The sequence below is a fragment of the Pararhizobium sp. genome (assembly GCF_035497515.1).
GTDB lineage: Bacteria > Pseudomonadota > Alphaproteobacteria > Rhizobiales > Rhizobiaceae > Pararhizobium.
The window spans coordinates 1-12,976 of sequence record NZ_DATJDJ010000032.1 but is presented as its reverse complement, the minus strand read 5'-3'; the positions used below and the strand labels follow the sequence as shown (position 1 = coordinate 12,976).

General features: G+C 60.3%; 18 protein-coding genes. 15 read left to right on the top strand and 3 right to left on the bottom strand.

Translation table 11 applies throughout. The features are described from left to right. From rpsH to VL202_RS02715, 14 genes are all read left to right on the top strand, one after another. The coding region (gene rpsH, locus VL202_RS02780; RefSeq protein ID WP_325462275.1) for a 30S ribosomal protein S8 at nt 1–235 on the top strand (235 nt) is incomplete at its 5' end. Nucleotides 236–278: 43 nt separating this feature from the next. Beyond that, on the top strand, nt 279–815 hold the full coding sequence (gene rplF / locus VL202_RS02775; protein WP_325462651.1) for a 50S ribosomal protein L6: 537 nt from the start codon (nt 279–281) through the stop codon (nt 813–815). Between the two features lie 12 nt (nt 816–827). After that, nucleotides 828–1,190: a 50S ribosomal protein L18 gene (gene rplR / locus VL202_RS02770; protein ID WP_325462650.1), complete on the top strand. Its 363-nt coding sequence runs from the start codon at nt 828–830 to the stop codon at nt 1,188–1,190. Between the two features lie 186 nt (nt 1,191–1,376). Continuing rightward, nucleotides 1,377–1,946: a 30S ribosomal protein S5 gene (gene rpsE / locus VL202_RS02765; protein WP_037169472.1), complete on the top strand. Its 570-nt coding sequence runs from the start codon at nt 1,377–1,379 to the stop codon at nt 1,944–1,946. Between the two features lie 13 nt (nt 1,947–1,959). Further along, complete coding sequence (gene rpmD / locus VL202_RS02760; RefSeq protein WP_158475802.1) at nt 1,960–2,172, top strand: 50S ribosomal protein L30; 213 nt, start codon at nt 1,960–1,962, stop codon at nt 2,170–2,172. 13 nt (nt 2,173–2,185) lie between these two features. Next, on the top strand, nt 2,186–2,656 hold the full coding sequence (gene rplO / locus VL202_RS02755) for a 50S ribosomal protein L15 (protein ID WP_325462649.1): 471 nt from the start codon (nt 2,186–2,188) through the stop codon (nt 2,654–2,656). A 234-nt stretch (nt 2,657–2,890) separates the two neighbouring features. Continuing rightward, the gene (secY, locus tag VL202_RS02750) at nt 2,891–4,231 is read left to right on the top strand and encodes a preprotein translocase subunit SecY (RefSeq protein ID WP_325462648.1); all 1,341 of its coding nucleotides are present in this window, start codon (nt 2,891–2,893) and stop codon (nt 4,229–4,231) included. Continuing rightward, nucleotides 4,228–4,824 carry an adenylate kinase gene (locus VL202_RS02745; protein WP_325462647.1) on the top strand — a complete coding sequence of 199 codons (597 nt, stop codon included), beginning with the start codon at nt 4,228–4,230 and terminating at the stop codon, nt 4,822–4,824. Before secY ends, VL202_RS02745 begins: the two co-directional genes overlap by 4 nt. A 213-nt stretch (nt 4,825–5,037) precedes the next feature. Further along, entirely contained in the window at nt 5,038–5,406 is a 369-nt protein-coding gene (gene rpsM / locus VL202_RS02740; RefSeq protein ID WP_037169481.1) for a 30S ribosomal protein S13, read from the top strand. 238 nt (nt 5,407–5,644) lie between these two features. Further along, nucleotides 5,645–6,034 (top strand): 30S ribosomal protein S11, encoded by a 390-nt coding sequence (gene rpsK, locus VL202_RS02735; RefSeq protein WP_018328263.1) that lies wholly within the window; start codon nt 5,645–5,647, stop codon nt 6,032–6,034. Between the two features lie 100 nt (nt 6,035–6,134). After that, on the top strand, nt 6,135–7,145 hold the full coding sequence (locus VL202_RS02730) for a DNA-directed RNA polymerase subunit alpha (RefSeq protein ID WP_325462646.1): 1,011 nt from the start codon (nt 6,135–6,137) through the stop codon (nt 7,143–7,145). Nucleotides 7,146–7,273: 128 nt separating this feature from the next. Beyond that, the gene (rplQ, locus tag VL202_RS02725) at nt 7,274–7,699 is read left to right on the top strand and encodes a 50S ribosomal protein L17 (protein ID WP_325462645.1); all 426 of its coding nucleotides are present in this window, start codon (nt 7,274–7,276) and stop codon (nt 7,697–7,699) included. Nucleotides 7,700–8,047: 348 nt separating this feature from the next. Further along, nucleotides 8,048–9,340, top strand: a complete 1,293-nt coding sequence (locus VL202_RS02720; protein ID WP_325462652.1) for a DegQ family serine endoprotease — start codon at nt 8,048–8,050, stop codon at nt 9,338–9,340. A gap of 85 nt (nt 9,341–9,425) precedes the next feature. After that, nucleotides 9,426–10,727 carry a replication-associated recombination protein A gene (locus tag VL202_RS02715; protein WP_325462644.1) on the top strand — a complete coding sequence of 434 codons (1,302 nt, stop codon included), beginning with the start codon at nt 9,426–9,428 and terminating at the stop codon, nt 10,725–10,727. 23 nt (nt 10,728–10,750) lie between these two features. Here VL202_RS02715 and VL202_RS02710 read toward each other — a convergent pair whose 3' ends face one another. Then, nucleotides 10,751–11,128, bottom strand: a complete 378-nt coding sequence (locus VL202_RS02710) for a VOC family protein (RefSeq protein WP_325462643.1) — start codon at nt 11,126–11,128, stop codon at nt 10,751–10,753. A 265-nt stretch (nt 11,129–11,393) separates the two neighbouring features. On the opposite strand from VL202_RS02710, the gene sugE reads away from it, so the two are divergent. Next, entirely contained in the window at nt 11,394–11,708 is a 315-nt protein-coding gene (sugE, locus tag VL202_RS02705; RefSeq protein ID WP_325462642.1) for a quaternary ammonium compound efflux SMR transporter SugE, read from the top strand. 74 nt (nt 11,709–11,782) lie between these two features. Here sugE and VL202_RS02700 read toward each other — a convergent pair whose 3' ends face one another. Next, nucleotides 11,783–12,568, bottom strand: a complete 786-nt coding sequence (locus tag VL202_RS02700; RefSeq protein WP_325462641.1) for an ATP12 family chaperone protein — start codon at nt 12,566–12,568, stop codon at nt 11,783–11,785. Continuing rightward, nucleotides 12,561–12,976 (bottom strand): HAD-IA family hydrolase (locus VL202_RS02695; protein WP_325462640.1); only part of this gene is annotated, 416 nt, incomplete at its 5' end. The genes VL202_RS02700 and VL202_RS02695, both read right to left, overlap by 8 nt.

Sequence of the window (12,976 nt, the reverse complement as noted above, 5' to 3'; positions counted from 1 at the left end):
TAACGGCAAGGCCGAGATCAATATCGAACTGAAATACTACGAAGGTGCGTCGGTGATCCGTGAGATCGGCCGCGTATCCAAGCCGGGCCGCCGGGTTTATGTCTCGGTCAAGTCCATTCCGCAGGTCGCGAACGGTCTCGGTATCACCATCCTTTCGACTCCGAAGGGTGTGATGGCCGATCATCAGGCACGCGAACAGAACGTTGGTGGCGAGGTTCTCTGCTCCGTATTCTAATACGGTTGCAGTGATCTCCATAACGGACAGACAGGTTACAAATATGTCTCGTATCGGTAAAAAGCCCGTTCCGGTTCCTGCAGGTGTCACGGCCACGGTAAGTGGCCAGACGGTGACTGCAAAGGGCCCGAAAGGCGAACTCATCTTCGTTGCTAACGACGAAGTCGTCGTAAAGCTGGAAGACAACAACGCGGTGTCGGTGACCCCGGTTGACCAGTCCAAGGATGCTCGCTCGAAGTGGGGCATGTCCCGCACGATGATCGAAAACATCTTCAAGGGCGTCAAGGACGGTTTCGAGCGCAAGCTCGAAATCAACGGCGTCGGTTATCGCGCGTCGCTTCAGGGCAAGAACCTGCAACTGGCGCTCGGCTTCAGCCACGACGTGGTCTATCAGACTCCGGAAGGCATTTCGATTGCAGTGCCGAAGCCGACGGAAATCGTCGTCACCGGCATCAATAAGCAGCAGGTCGGCCAGGTTGCCGCGGAAATCCGCGAATACCGTGGTCCCGAGCCCTACAAGGGCAAGGGCGTCAAGTATGCCGGCGAGCGGATTGTCCGCAAAGAAGGCAAGAAGAAGTAAGGATCACGCGAAATGGCTACAAGGAAAGAGACTCTTGTGCGCCGCGCCAGCCGCGTGCGCCGTCAAGTCAAGGCAGTCGCCAATGGCCGCCTGCGCCTGTCCGTTCATCGCTCGTCGAAGAACATCTATGCACAGGTTATCGATGATGTTGCTGGCAAGACCGTTGCGTCTGCCTCGACACTCGACACGGATCTGCGTTCGTCGCTCAAGACGGGCGCTGACACGGCAGCTGCTGCTGCCGTTGGCAAGCTCCTCGCAGAGCGCGCCTCGAAGGCCGGTGTCAAGGACGTTGTCTTTGACCGTGGCGCCTTCATTTATCACGGCCGCGTCAAGGCGCTCGCCGAGGCAGCCCGCGAGGGTGGCCTGAACTTCTAAAGTGCCTCGCGTTCCAACGAACGCAAAGAGGTCGCTTTGGTTCTGCCAGATGATATCCGTCCGGGCTTGCCTGGGCGGATCATCGAAACGCTTTTGAAAAGCGCGTCGCCACTGCTCCCTCGAAGGAGCGGGGCGACTTTTTGTCAATCTGCCGATTGCACCCGGAAAAGAAAAAGGAAAAGGACAATGGCACAAGAAAAAAGAGGTTCTCGCGACGATCGCCAGAACCGCGAGGAGCGCGACAGCGAATTCGTCGATAAGCTCGTCGCAATCAACCGCGTCGCAAAAGTCGTCAAGGGCGGCCGTCGTTTCGGCTTTGCTGCTCTCGTCGTCGTCGGCGACCAGAAGGGCCGCGTCGGCTTCGGTCATGGCAAGGCACGCGAAGTGCCGGAAGCCATCCGCAAGGCGACGGAAGCTGCCAAGCGCGAACTGATCTTCGTTCCGCTGCGCTCGGGCCGCACGCTTCACCACGACGTCCATGGCCGTCACGGCGCAGGCAAGGTTCTGCTGCGTGCCGCCAAGGCCGGTACCGGCATCATCGCCGGTGGTCCGATGCGCGCTGTTTTCGAAACGCTGGGCATGCATGACGTTGTTGCGAAGTCGACCGGTTCGTCGAACCCGTACAACATGATCCGCGCCACGTTCGATGCCCTGAAAAGCCAGATGCACCCGAAGGATATCGCAGCTCAGCGCGGCATGAAATATGCCACTCTGCAGGGCCGCCGCGTATCCGCCGGCGTTGCTTCCGAAGAATAAGGGAGCCTGAACAATGGCCAAGAAAGCTACCACAGTGTCTGAAAAGGCAACGGTTACCGTCGAACAGATCGGTAGCCCCATTCGTCGCCCGAACGTTCAGCGTCAGACGCTGATCGGCCTTGGGCTGAACAAGATGCACCGGGTTCGCACGCTGGAAGATACGCCTTCCGTCCGTGGCATGATCCGGGCCGTCCAGCACCTCGTCCGCGTCGTCGACGAGAAGTGAGGGGGAAACAGTCATGAAACTGAATGAAATCAAGGACAACGAAGGTTCTACCAAGAACCGTAAGCGTCTTGGTCGCGGTATCGGCTCCGGCTCCGGCAAGACCGGTGGTCGCGGCGTCAAGGGTCAGAAGGCACGCTCCGGCGTCGCCATCAACGGCTTCGAAGGCGGCCAGATGCCCATCTACCGTCGTCTGCCGAAGCGCGGCTTCAACAACATCTTCCGTTCGGATTTTGTTGTCGTGTCGCTCGGCCGTATCCAGATCGCCATCGACGCGAAGAAGCTTGATGCTTCCAATACCATCGATGCTGCGTCCCTGACGGCTGCCGGCGTTATCCGCCGCGCCAAGGACGGTGTTCGCGTCCTGGCTGACGGAGAACTGAAGGCCAAGGTAACGATCGAAGTTGCCGGCGCCTCCAAGCCCGCGATCGAAAAGATCGAAAAGGCTGGCGGTTCCATCAAGCTGCTTTCGGGCGCTGCTGAATAAATTGTTGCTCACGAACCGCCCGGGGTGCTTCACACCGGGCGGTTTTGCGCCCATATGACGTGACGGAATAGGCGACGGTTTGTCCCGGCGCAAAACATTGAACGGGAACCACGGTGAGGCGCGTGATTGCGGATGCAGTCTTTTCCGAACCGGTTTTCATAAAAAGAAGATAGCTATTTCCGGAGCTGACCGGGTTTTCCCCGCGGGTTCCGAACTGGCTACGCGGAGAATTGCATGGCTTCTGCAGCGGAACAGCTCGCCTCCAACTTGAATTTTGCGACTTTCGCCAAAGCGGAAGATCTGAAACGACGCCTCTGGTTCACCCTCGGTGCGCTTCTCGTTTATCGCCTTGGCACCTATATCCCGTTGCCGGGCCTCAACCCTGAAGCCTTTGCCCAGGCCTTTGCCGGCCAGAGCGGCGGCATTCTCGGTCTTTTCAATATGTTCTCGGGCGGCGCTGTCCAGCGCATGGCGATCTTCGCCCTCGGTATCATGCCGTATATTTCCGCCTCCATCATCGTTCAGCTGATGACCTCCGTGGTTCCGTCGCTCGAGCAGTTGAAGAAGGAAGGCGAGCAGGGCCGCAAGGTCATCAACCAGTACACCCGCTACGGTACCGTGCTGCTCGGCACGCTGCAGGCCTATGGTATCGCTGTCGGCCTCGAAAGCGGCAATGGCCTCGTCATCGACGCCGGCTGGTTCTTCCGGATCTCGACCGTGATTTCGCTGCTCGGCGGCACGATGTTCCTGATGTGGCTCGGCGAGCAGATCACCTCGCGCGGTATCGGCAACGGTATTTCACTCATCATCTTCGCCGGCATCGTCGCGCATCTGCCGACCGCCATGGCAAGCACGCTCGAACTCGGCCGCACCGGCGCCCTGTCGACGCCACTGATCCTGATGATCATCATCATGATCGTCGCCGTCATCGCGCTGATCGTGTTCGTCGAGCGCGCCCAGAGAAGGCTTCTAATCCAGTACCCGAAGCGCCAGGTGGGCAACAAGATGTTCCAGGGCGATACCTCGCACCTGCCGCTGAAGTTGAATACCTCCGGTGTCATTCCGGCAATCTTCGCCTCGTCGCTGCTGCTCTTGCCGGCAACGCTGGCCGGCTTCGCCACCAGTTCGGCCATTCCGTCCTGGGCGACCACGATCGTTGCGGCGCTCGGCCATGGCCAGCCGCTCTATATGGTGCTCTACGGCGCCATGATCGCCTTCTTTGCCTTCTTCTACACGGCTATCGTCTTCAATCCGAAAGATACAGCCGATAACCTGAAGAAGCATGGCGGCTTCATCCTCGGCATTCGCCCGGGCGAGCGTACCGCCGAGTATATCGACTACGTGCTGACGCGCATCACTGTGCTCGGCGCCATCTACCTTATGTTCGTCTGCATTCTGCCTGAAGTCATGATCGCGCAGACCGGCGTGCCGTTCTACCTTGGTGGTACGTCGCTTTTGATTGTTGTCAGCGTCACCCTTGATACTGTAGCACAGATACAGGGTCACCTGATTGCCCAGCAGTATGAGGGGCTGATCAAGAAATCAAAGCTGCGTGGAGGAAAGAGGGGCCGATGAGACTGATACTTTTGGGACCGCCGGGAGCTGGCAAGGGAACACAGGCCAAGCTGCTGACGGAAAAATACGGTATTCCGCAACTGTCCACCGGCGACATGCTCCGGGCGGCCGTTCAGGCCGAGACGGATGTGGGCAAGCGTGCGAAGGCCGTCATGGATGCCGGCCAACTGGTATCGGACGAGATCGTCAATGAGATCGTTTCGGACCGGATCGACTCGGCCGATTGCATCAGGGGTTTCATCTTGGATGGATACCCCCGAACCGTTCCACAGGCGATCGCGCTCGGCAAGATGCTGGAAGGCAAGGGGCTGCGGCTCGATTCCGTTATTGAATTGAAGGTCGATGAAGATGCGCTTGTACGCCGGATCGAGAATCGCGTAGCAGAAACCGTAGCCTCTGGCGGCAAGGTTCGTTCCGACGATAATCCGGAGGCGTTCAAGAAGCGTCTTGTCGAATATCGCGAAAAGACCGCGCCGCTGTCGCAGCACTATTCTGCGACCGGCGAGTTGAAGACGATTGATGGAATGGCGACGGTCGAGACCGTCACCTCCGAAATCAACAGAATCCTGTCGTCGGTTTCCGCCGACGCCTGAAAAAGACTGCCGGGGAGTTGACTTTTGCGGTCGATTCCTCCAAAGACCGCGCTAACTCGCAACATGCAAGGGATCGGCGCGGATTTCGAGACGAAGTCCGGGCGCGATTCTTTTGACGTGTTCCGAACAGAGCTTTAACAGTCGCTCCTCTGCGGGGGGCGTATAAACGAAAAACCTCTTGCCGGATGGCAACGGGAAGCAAGGAGAATACGCGTGGCACGTATCGCTGGCGTCAACATCCCGACAAGCAAGCGCGTCGTCATCGCGCTTCGTTATATTCACGGGATCGGAGCGAAGTTCGCACAGGAAATCGTCGAGAAGGTCGGTATCCCGGCTGAACGTCGTGTGCATCAACTGACGGATGCTGAAGTTCTGGCAATCCGCGAAACCATCGACCGCGACTACCAGGTCGAGGGCGACCTGCGTCGCGAGACGTCGATGAACATCAAGCGCCTGATGGACCTGGGTTGCTATCGCGGCCTGCGTCATCGCCGCTCGTTGCCGGTTCGCGGCCAGCGCACGCACACCAATGCCCGCACCCGCAAGGGCCCGGCAAAGGCGATTGCAGGCAAGAAGAAGTAATTTCCCCGAATTGGGAAATGCAGGGGCTGGCGTTCCACGCCGGCCTCTTTTGTGGTTTCGGAAGGGCGCTCTCCGCGTCCTTCCGGTGGAGCTGCTGGAGCTACGGCAGTGACGATATCGCCGCGCGGTCTGGATCATCCGTCCGCGCATGACTGAAAATTCAGGGCAGGGGTCTTAAGCTTCCGCCCGGTGGAGCCGCTGGCACTACGGCGGTGCAGAGATCAACGAAAGGTATACTATGGCCAAGGAAGCCACACGCGTTCGCCGTCGCGAACGGAAGAACATTTCCACGGGCGTCGCGCACGTCAATTCGTCGTTCAACAACACGATGATCACCATCACCGACGCACAGGGCAACGCCATTGCCTGGTCCTCGGCTGGTTCGAAGGGCTTCAAGGGCTCGCGCAAGTCGACCCCGTTCGCAGCCCAGATGGCAGCCGAAGATGCGGCCAAGAAGGCCCAGGAACACGGTATGAAGACGCTGGAAGTCGAAGTTTGCGGTCCGGGTTCCGGTCGTGAATCGGCTCTGCGCGCGCTCCAGGCTGCCGGTTTCATGATCACCTCGATCCGTGACGTGACCCCGATCCCGCACAACGGCTGCCGCCCGCGCAAGAAGCGCCGCGTTTAATTTTACGCATTCATCCTGTCGGTGAGAGAGTGATCTCTCCCGGCGCTTCAAGGCTCGGTTGTCACGATTGGATGGTGGCAACGAACGGAAGGCAAAACATATGATTCAGAAAAACTGGCAGGAACTGATCAAGCCGAACAAGGTCGAGTTCTCCTCTTTCGGTCGCACCAAGGTTAGCCTTGTTGCCGAGCCGCTGGAGCGGGGCTTTGGCCTGACCCTCGGCAACGCGCTTCGCCGCGTTCTTCTGTCGTCGCTTCGCGGTGCTGCTGTGACCGCAGTGCAGATCGACGGCGTCCTGCACGAGTTCTCGTCGATCCCGGGTGTCCGGGAAGACGTGACGGACATCGTGCTGAACATCAAGGAAATCGCCATCAAGATGGATGGCGACGACGCAAAGCGCATGGTTGTGCGTAAGCAGGGTCCGGGCGTTGTAACCGCCGGTGACATTCAGACGGTTGGCGATATCGAAATCCTCAACCCGAACCATGTGATCTGCACCCTCGACGAGGGCGCCGAGATCCGCATGGAATTCACCGTCAACAACGGCAAGGGCTACGTTCCTGCAGACCGCAACCGTTCGGAAGATGCACCGATCGGCCTCATTCCGGTCGACAGCCTGTATTCGCCGGTCAAGAAAGTGTCCTACAAGGTGGAAAACACCCGTGAAGGTCAGGTTCTCGACTACGACAAGCTGTCGATGCAGATCGAAACCGATGGCTCGGTGACGGGTGAAGATGCAGTCGCTTTCGCGGCCCGCATCCTTCAGGACCAGCTCGGCGTTTTCGTCAACTTCGACGAACCGCAGAAGGAAGCCGAAGAAGAAGCCGTTACCGAACTGGCGTTCAACCCGGCACTGCTCAAGAAGGTCGACGAACTGGAACTTTCCGTCCGTTCGGCCAACTGCCTGAAGAACGACAACATCGTTTACATCGGCGATCTCATTCAGAAGACCGAAGCCGAAATGCTTCGCACTCCGAACTTTGGTCGCAAGTCGCTGAACGAAATCAAGGAAGTTCTCGCTTCCATGGGCCTGCATCTCGGCATGGAAGTGCCCGCATGGCCGCCCGAGAACATCGAAGATCTCGCCAAGCGTTACGAAGACCAATATTAACAATAAAAAAGGCAGGCTTTGACTGCCTTTCCCCGTCAAACAGCAGGCTCCGCAAGGAAGTCTGTATGTGCCAGGAAACGGCAGGCCCATACAACGAAAAGGGCACCTGCATTTAAAGGAGAATAGCAATGCGCCATGGTGTAGCCGGCCGCAAGCTGAATAGAACTGCAAGCCATCGCAAGGCAATGTTTGCCAATATGGCTGCTTCGCTCATCGAGCATGAGCAGATCATCACCACCCTGCCGAAGGCAAAGGAAATCCGTCCGATCGTCGAGAAGCTCGTCACGCTCGGCAAGCGCGGCGACCTGCATGCCCGTCGTCAGGCCATCTCGCAGATCCGCGACGTTGCCGTCGTCGGCAAGCTGTTCGATGCCATCGCCTCGCGTTACGCCACCCGCAACGGCGGCTACCTGCGCATCATGAAGGCCGGCTATCGTCACGGCGACAATGCGGCTCTGGCCGTCATCGAGTTCGTCGATCGCGATCCTTCGGCCAAGGGCGCCAAGGACATCGCTCGCGTTGCCGCCGAAGCCGAAGCTGCGGACGCCGCATAAGATTTCTGTTCATCGGAATTTTTCAAGACAGCCGGGCCGAAAGCCCGGCTGTTTTGCGTTTGGACACCTGCCGGTGCATTTTCACGTTTCCGCCGTCTTTGCTTTCTATCCCTGACATCCTATCTGTGTCTCTCCATGATCCCTTTCGGCAGGATATCCCGCATGATCCGTTCGCCCCGTAATCTCGTCCTGTCCACCATGGCCGGGCTGGCGCTTTTTGCCGGCGTGGTACATTTCGGATTTGCCCGCACGCCACAGTCCGAAGACGTCGACAGTCTCCACACCGGCGCGACCGTTGCGCAGGCGCAGGAGCAGCCGCAGAAGATACTGCCCCAGAGCCGCACCGAGATGCAGCTGTCCTTCGCACCGCTGGTCAAGCAGACGGCCAACGCCGTGGTGAATGTCTATGCCGAGAAGACCATCGAGCGGCGCTCGCCGTTTGCCGATGATCCGTTCTTCGAGCAGTTCTTCGGCCAGCAGATGCCGAACCGGTCGCAGAAGCAGTCGTCGCTCGGTTCCGGCGTGATCGTCGGCAAGAACGGCATCGTCGTCACCAACAATCACGTGATCGCCGATGCCGATGACATCAAGGTAGCGCTCGCCGATGGCCGCGAGTTCGAAAGCACGGTCATCCTCAAGGACGACCGGCTTGATCTGGCGGTGCTCAAGATCAAGGCCGAAGGCCCCTTCGACATCGTTCCGCTCGGCGATTCCGACGCAGTCGAGGTCGGCGATCTCGTGCTGGCGATCGGCAATCCCTTTGGTGTCGGCCAGACCGTGACCAGCGGCATCGTCTCTGCCTTGGCGCGCAATCAGGTGATCACCGGCGACTTCGGGTTTTTCATCCAGACGGACGCGGCGATCAACCCCGGCAATTCCGGCGGCGGGCTGATCAATATGAACGGCCAGTTGATCGGTATCAACACGGCGATCTTTTCACGCGGCGGTGGCTCGAACGGGGTGGGCTTTGCCATTCCGGCCAACCTCGTCAAGGTTTTCGTCGCGGCCGCCGAAGGTGGCAATGGCAGCTTCACGCGTCCCTTCATCGGCGCCAGCTTCGAACCGGTGACCTCCGAGGTCGCCGATGCACTCGGGCTCGACCGGGCGCGGGGCGCGTTGGTGAGCTCGGTCGTCGAGGACGGCCCGGCGGAAAAGGCCGGCATGAAGCCGGGGCAGGTGATCACCGCCGTCAACGGCATCCCCGTCGAGCATCCGGATGCGCTGGGCTATCGCCTGACCACGGTCGGCATCGGCCATCAGGCCAAGGTGACCGTCAGCGAGAACGGCAAGACCCGCGACCTGGAACTGACGCTTGCGCAGGCGCCGGAAACCGCGCCGCGCGATGAGCGGCTGATCGAGGGACGCAATCCCTTCGCCGGCGCCATCGTTGGAAACCTGTCGCCGCGTCTCGCCGACGAACTGCACATGCCGACCTCGTCTCAGGGGGTGGTCATCACCAAGATCAACCGTGGATCGCCGGCCGCTCGCGTTGGCTTCCAGCCGAAAGATATCATCATCGCCGTCAATGGCGCGCCGGTCGATAAATCGGCGACGCTGGAGGCGATCGCCAAGGATGATCCGTCTCTCTGGCGGGTCGAGATCGAGCGGAATGGCCAGCGCATCCGCCAGTTCTTCCGATGAGCAATTTGCGGACTCGAACCGAACATCGAAAGCACACGTCGCTCAGCGAACGCCTTGCCTTGGCCTCCAGAGTGGGGAGAGCCGGATGGTAACCCTGTTCGATGAGACGACGCACAGGCCGCTGGCCGATACACTTCGCCCTGAAGCTCTGGACGAGGTCATCGGCCAGCAGCATCTCCTGGGCGAAAACGGCCCGATCGCGCGCATGGTGGCAAGCGGCAGCGTCGGCTCGTTCATCCTCTGGGGCCCGCCCGGCGTCGGCAAGACCACGATCGCCCGGCTGGTGGCGCAGTCGGCGAAGATGGAGTTCGTCCAGCTCTCGGCCGTCATGTCCGGCATTGCCGACCTGCGCAAGGTCTTCGACACGGCGAAAAGCAACCGCACCATCGGGCGGCAGACCATCCTGTTCATTGATGAGTTGCATCGTTTCAACCGCAGCACGCAGGACGCGCTGCTGCCGCATGTGGAAAACGGCACGGTCATCCTGATCGGGGCAACGACGGAAAATCCGAGCTTCAGCCTGGTCGCCGCCTTGCTGTCGCGGCTGAAGGTTTTTACGCTCAATCCCTTCGATGCCGAATCTTCGGAGCAGCTTCTCGCGCGCGTCGAGAATTTCATCGGGCGCCGCCTGCCGCTGACGGATGATGCCCGCGCGGCGCTGATCAACATGGCCGATGGCGACGGGCGCTATCTGGTCGGGTTGGCCGATGACGTACTGGCGCTGAACGAGGCCGAGGATCTCGACATCGGGCGCCTGTCGAAGGCGCTGCAGAAGCGCATGCCGGTCTACGACAAGGCGCAGGATGGCCATTACAATCTCCTGAGCTGCTTCCACAAGAGCCTGCGCGGCAGCGACGTCGATGCGGCACTTTATTGGGGGGCGCGCATGGTGGACGCCGGCGAGGATCCGACGACGCTGTTCCGGCGCCTGGCCTGCGCTGCCAGCGAGGATGTCGGCATGGCCGATCCCAATGCCATGCCGCAGGTCATCGCCGCCTGGACGGCCTTCGAGCGCATCGGCTGGCCGGAGGGGCGTCTGTTCATCGCTCAGGCGATCGTCTATGTCGCCACCGCGCCGAAATCCAACGCCAGCTACCGTTCGTTCGATGCGGCATTGGAAATGGCCCGGCAGACCGGCTCGATCCCGCCGCCGAAAAACATCCTCAATGCACCGACCAAGCTGATGAAGGATCTCGGCTATCACGAGGGCTACAGATACGACCACGACTATCCCGACGCCTTCTCGGGCCAGGAATTCTTTCCGGAAGAGCTGCGCGCCAAGGACACGCGGTTCTACAAGCCGCAGGAGCGCGGCTTCGAGCGGGAGACGCTGAAACGGTTAGAGTTCTGGCAGCGCCTGAAGCGGGAGCGCGGTCAGAAGCCGTAGGCTCGACCGCGCCTGGTCACGGCCTATTCGTCGATCTTGAAAAATGCTTCGAGACGATAGCCATCCGGATCGATGATGAAGCCGGCATAGTAGAACTGGCTGTATTCCGGCCGCAGTCCCGGCAAGCCATTATCCTCGCCGCCATTGGCGAGCCCGGCCGCATGGAACGCATCGACTGCTTTCGAATCGGGTGCAATGAAACAGAAATGCAGGCCGGACCCCTTGTCCGCCGGTACCGGCGTTTCCACTTGCGTGACCCACAGGCTGATCCGGTCGGATCCGTAGCCGATCACTTTCTCGGTCTTCGAAAGCCGCTCATAGCCGAGCGGTGCAAGCGCCGCGTCGTAAAAGCGAAGTGATCTGTCGAGGTCTTTGACGCCAATCGAGACGTGATCGAACATTGCGGAATTCTCCCTTTGTCAGTCTCATCTTCCCTGTTCGAAATCCTGTGCACAAGCCCAAACCGGACGCGCGTGCTGGATCCCGCCATTTTGTTTCGAGCGCGCCTGCGCGGCGAGGGGAGGCATGGCAGTCATGCGCGGCGAGCACTTGTCACGGGCGGACGGCAATGGCATAGAGGGGCCGTGCAGACGGCTGCATGGGATCGGACATGATCGACCCGAACATCCGCGAGGACGGCCTCGCTCCTTAAAATGGAGTTGTAAAATGGCCTGGATCATTCTGTTTCTCGCAGGAATTCTCGAAATCGGTTGGGCGATCGGCCTGAAATATACCGAGGGCTTCACCAAGCTGATTCCCACCGTCTTGACTGGCCTGTCGATGGTTGCAAGCGTTGTTCTGCTTGGAATCGCCGTGCGCACCCTGCCGCTCGGCACAGCCTATGCGGTCTGGACCGGCATCGGCACCGTCGGCACCGTGATCCTCGGCATCATCCTCTTCCATGAGCCGGCCACAGCCGTGCGCCTTGGTTGTATCGCCCTGATCATCGCCGGCATTGCCGGTTTGAAGCTGACGGCCTGATTTTTCATTTTCGCAAATGGAAAGACCGCGCCGGCGACGGTGCGGTCTTTCGTGCATTCGGTAATGTCCGGAAATCAGCGCAGGGCGTCGAGCGTCGCGGTCGCAGCCTGCATTTCCCGCCAGCGGTTTTCGCGGCGCTGGAAAGCTTCGTCGTCCGTGCCCCAATGCTCGATCTGCCAGTCCTCGTCGACATGCGCCAGCGCCCAGGCTTCCTCGGCCGACAGCCGCTGTTCGGCGAATGCGATGGCAAGCAGGGCGGATCCGGTCAGCGTGGTGATCGTGTGCAGGCAGGCAAGACCGAGCGGCGTGGCAAAGGCGCGCAGGGCCTCGGCAATGCCGTTGATCGCGGCGCGCGGTTGCGCCTGGTGGACGATCCCTTCGGCGAGGATGAAACGGGCACCGAGCGTATCGGCCGCCCAGGTGATCACCGGATCCCAGCGTTCCGCCTGCCGCGCGACAAGGCCTTCCGGCTCGCTGGCGCGGTAGCACAGCAGATCGGTTCCGGCGAAGTTGAGGATGTCGTCGAAAACCGCGCGGATATCCTTGGAAATGCCGTCGATCGCGGTGTTGGCCAGCCGGGTGACCGGCATGGTCGCTGGATCGATCTCTTGCCTCTGCGCATCCCATTCGGCCGCGAGCAGGGCTGCGACGGCCGCCGTCGGCACCGTCAGTGGCTGTTTCGCAGGCGTGCGCACCGCGCGTCCGTCGAGCAGGATGGTGTGGCCGTTGCCGCTTTCGGCGGGGCCGACGCTGACGGTCTTGTAAAAACGCTTCGGCAGCGGCTTCAGCATCTGGATCTGCGCCCGGCGCACCGGATCCGGGTCGCTGAGGCTCGACAGGTCGTCGCGAATATCAGCCATGATGCGTCTCCATCCAGTCCAGAATATCCTGTGGCGTGTGGGCAATATGGTCGGCACCGGCCTCGATGAGGGCGGACACCGAAGCATAGCCCCAGGCGACGCCGATCGCCGATGCTCCGGCGCTCTTGGCCATCTGCATGTCATAAACAGCGTCGCCGATGACGACCGTGTCCTTTGCGTCGATGCCCGCTTCCGAGCAGCATTCCGTTACCATCGCCGGATGCGGCTTCGATGGGCAGTCATCGGCGGTGCGTGAAACAAAGAATGTCTTTTCATAACCGTGGCTTGCACAGATCTGATCAAGCCCGCGCCGCGACTTTCCCGTTACGGCACCCAGAAGCAGTTGGTCGCGTGCCGACAGGGTGGCAATCATCTCGGCGATACCCGGGAAAAGCGGTTCGCGGAAAT

What these genes read in the sequence shown, in the direction of transcription:
- VL202_RS02715 (WP_325462644.1), top strand. Translation starts at nt 9,426, where the DNA reads ATGGTAACCCTGTTCGATGAGACGACGCACAGGCCGCTGGCCGATACA.
- rplR (WP_325462650.1), top strand. Translation starts at nt 828, where the DNA reads ATGGCTACAAGGAAAGAGACTCTTGTGCGCCGCGCCAGCCGCGTGCGC.
- rplO (WP_325462649.1), top strand. Translation starts at nt 2,186, where the DNA reads ATGAAACTGAATGAAATCAAGGACAACGAAGGTTCTACCAAGAACCGT.
- rpmD (WP_158475802.1), top strand. Translation starts at nt 1,960, where the DNA reads ATGGCCAAGAAAGCTACCACAGTGTCTGAAAAGGCAACGGTTACCGTC.
- secY (WP_325462648.1), top strand. Translation starts at nt 2,891, where the DNA reads ATGGCTTCTGCAGCGGAACAGCTCGCCTCCAACTTGAATTTTGCGACT.
- VL202_RS02700 (WP_325462641.1), bottom strand. Translation starts at nt 12,568, where the DNA reads ATGGCTGATATTCGCGACGACCTGTCGAGCCTCAGCGACCCGGATCCG.
- VL202_RS02730 (WP_325462646.1), top strand. Translation starts at nt 6,135, where the DNA reads ATGATTCAGAAAAACTGGCAGGAACTGATCAAGCCGAACAAGGTCGAG.
- VL202_RS02720 (WP_325462652.1), top strand. Translation starts at nt 8,048, where the DNA reads ATGCAGCTGTCCTTCGCACCGCTGGTCAAGCAGACGGCCAACGCCGTG.
- rpsK (WP_018328263.1), top strand. Translation starts at nt 5,645, where the DNA reads ATGGCCAAGGAAGCCACACGCGTTCGCCGTCGCGAACGGAAGAACATT.
- VL202_RS02710 (WP_325462643.1), bottom strand. Translation starts at nt 11,128, where the DNA reads ATGTTCGATCACGTCTCGATTGGCGTCAAAGACCTCGACAGATCACTT.
- rplF (WP_325462651.1), top strand. Translation starts at nt 279, where the DNA reads ATGTCTCGTATCGGTAAAAAGCCCGTTCCGGTTCCTGCAGGTGTCACG.
- rpsE (WP_037169472.1), top strand. Translation starts at nt 1,377, where the DNA reads ATGGCACAAGAAAAAAGAGGTTCTCGCGACGATCGCCAGAACCGCGAG.
- VL202_RS02745 (WP_325462647.1), top strand. Translation starts at nt 4,228, where the DNA reads ATGAGACTGATACTTTTGGGACCGCCGGGAGCTGGCAAGGGAACACAG.
- sugE (WP_325462642.1), top strand. Translation starts at nt 11,394, where the DNA reads ATGGCCTGGATCATTCTGTTTCTCGCAGGAATTCTCGAAATCGGTTGG.
- rplQ (WP_325462645.1), top strand. Translation starts at nt 7,274, where the DNA reads ATGCGCCATGGTGTAGCCGGCCGCAAGCTGAATAGAACTGCAAGCCAT.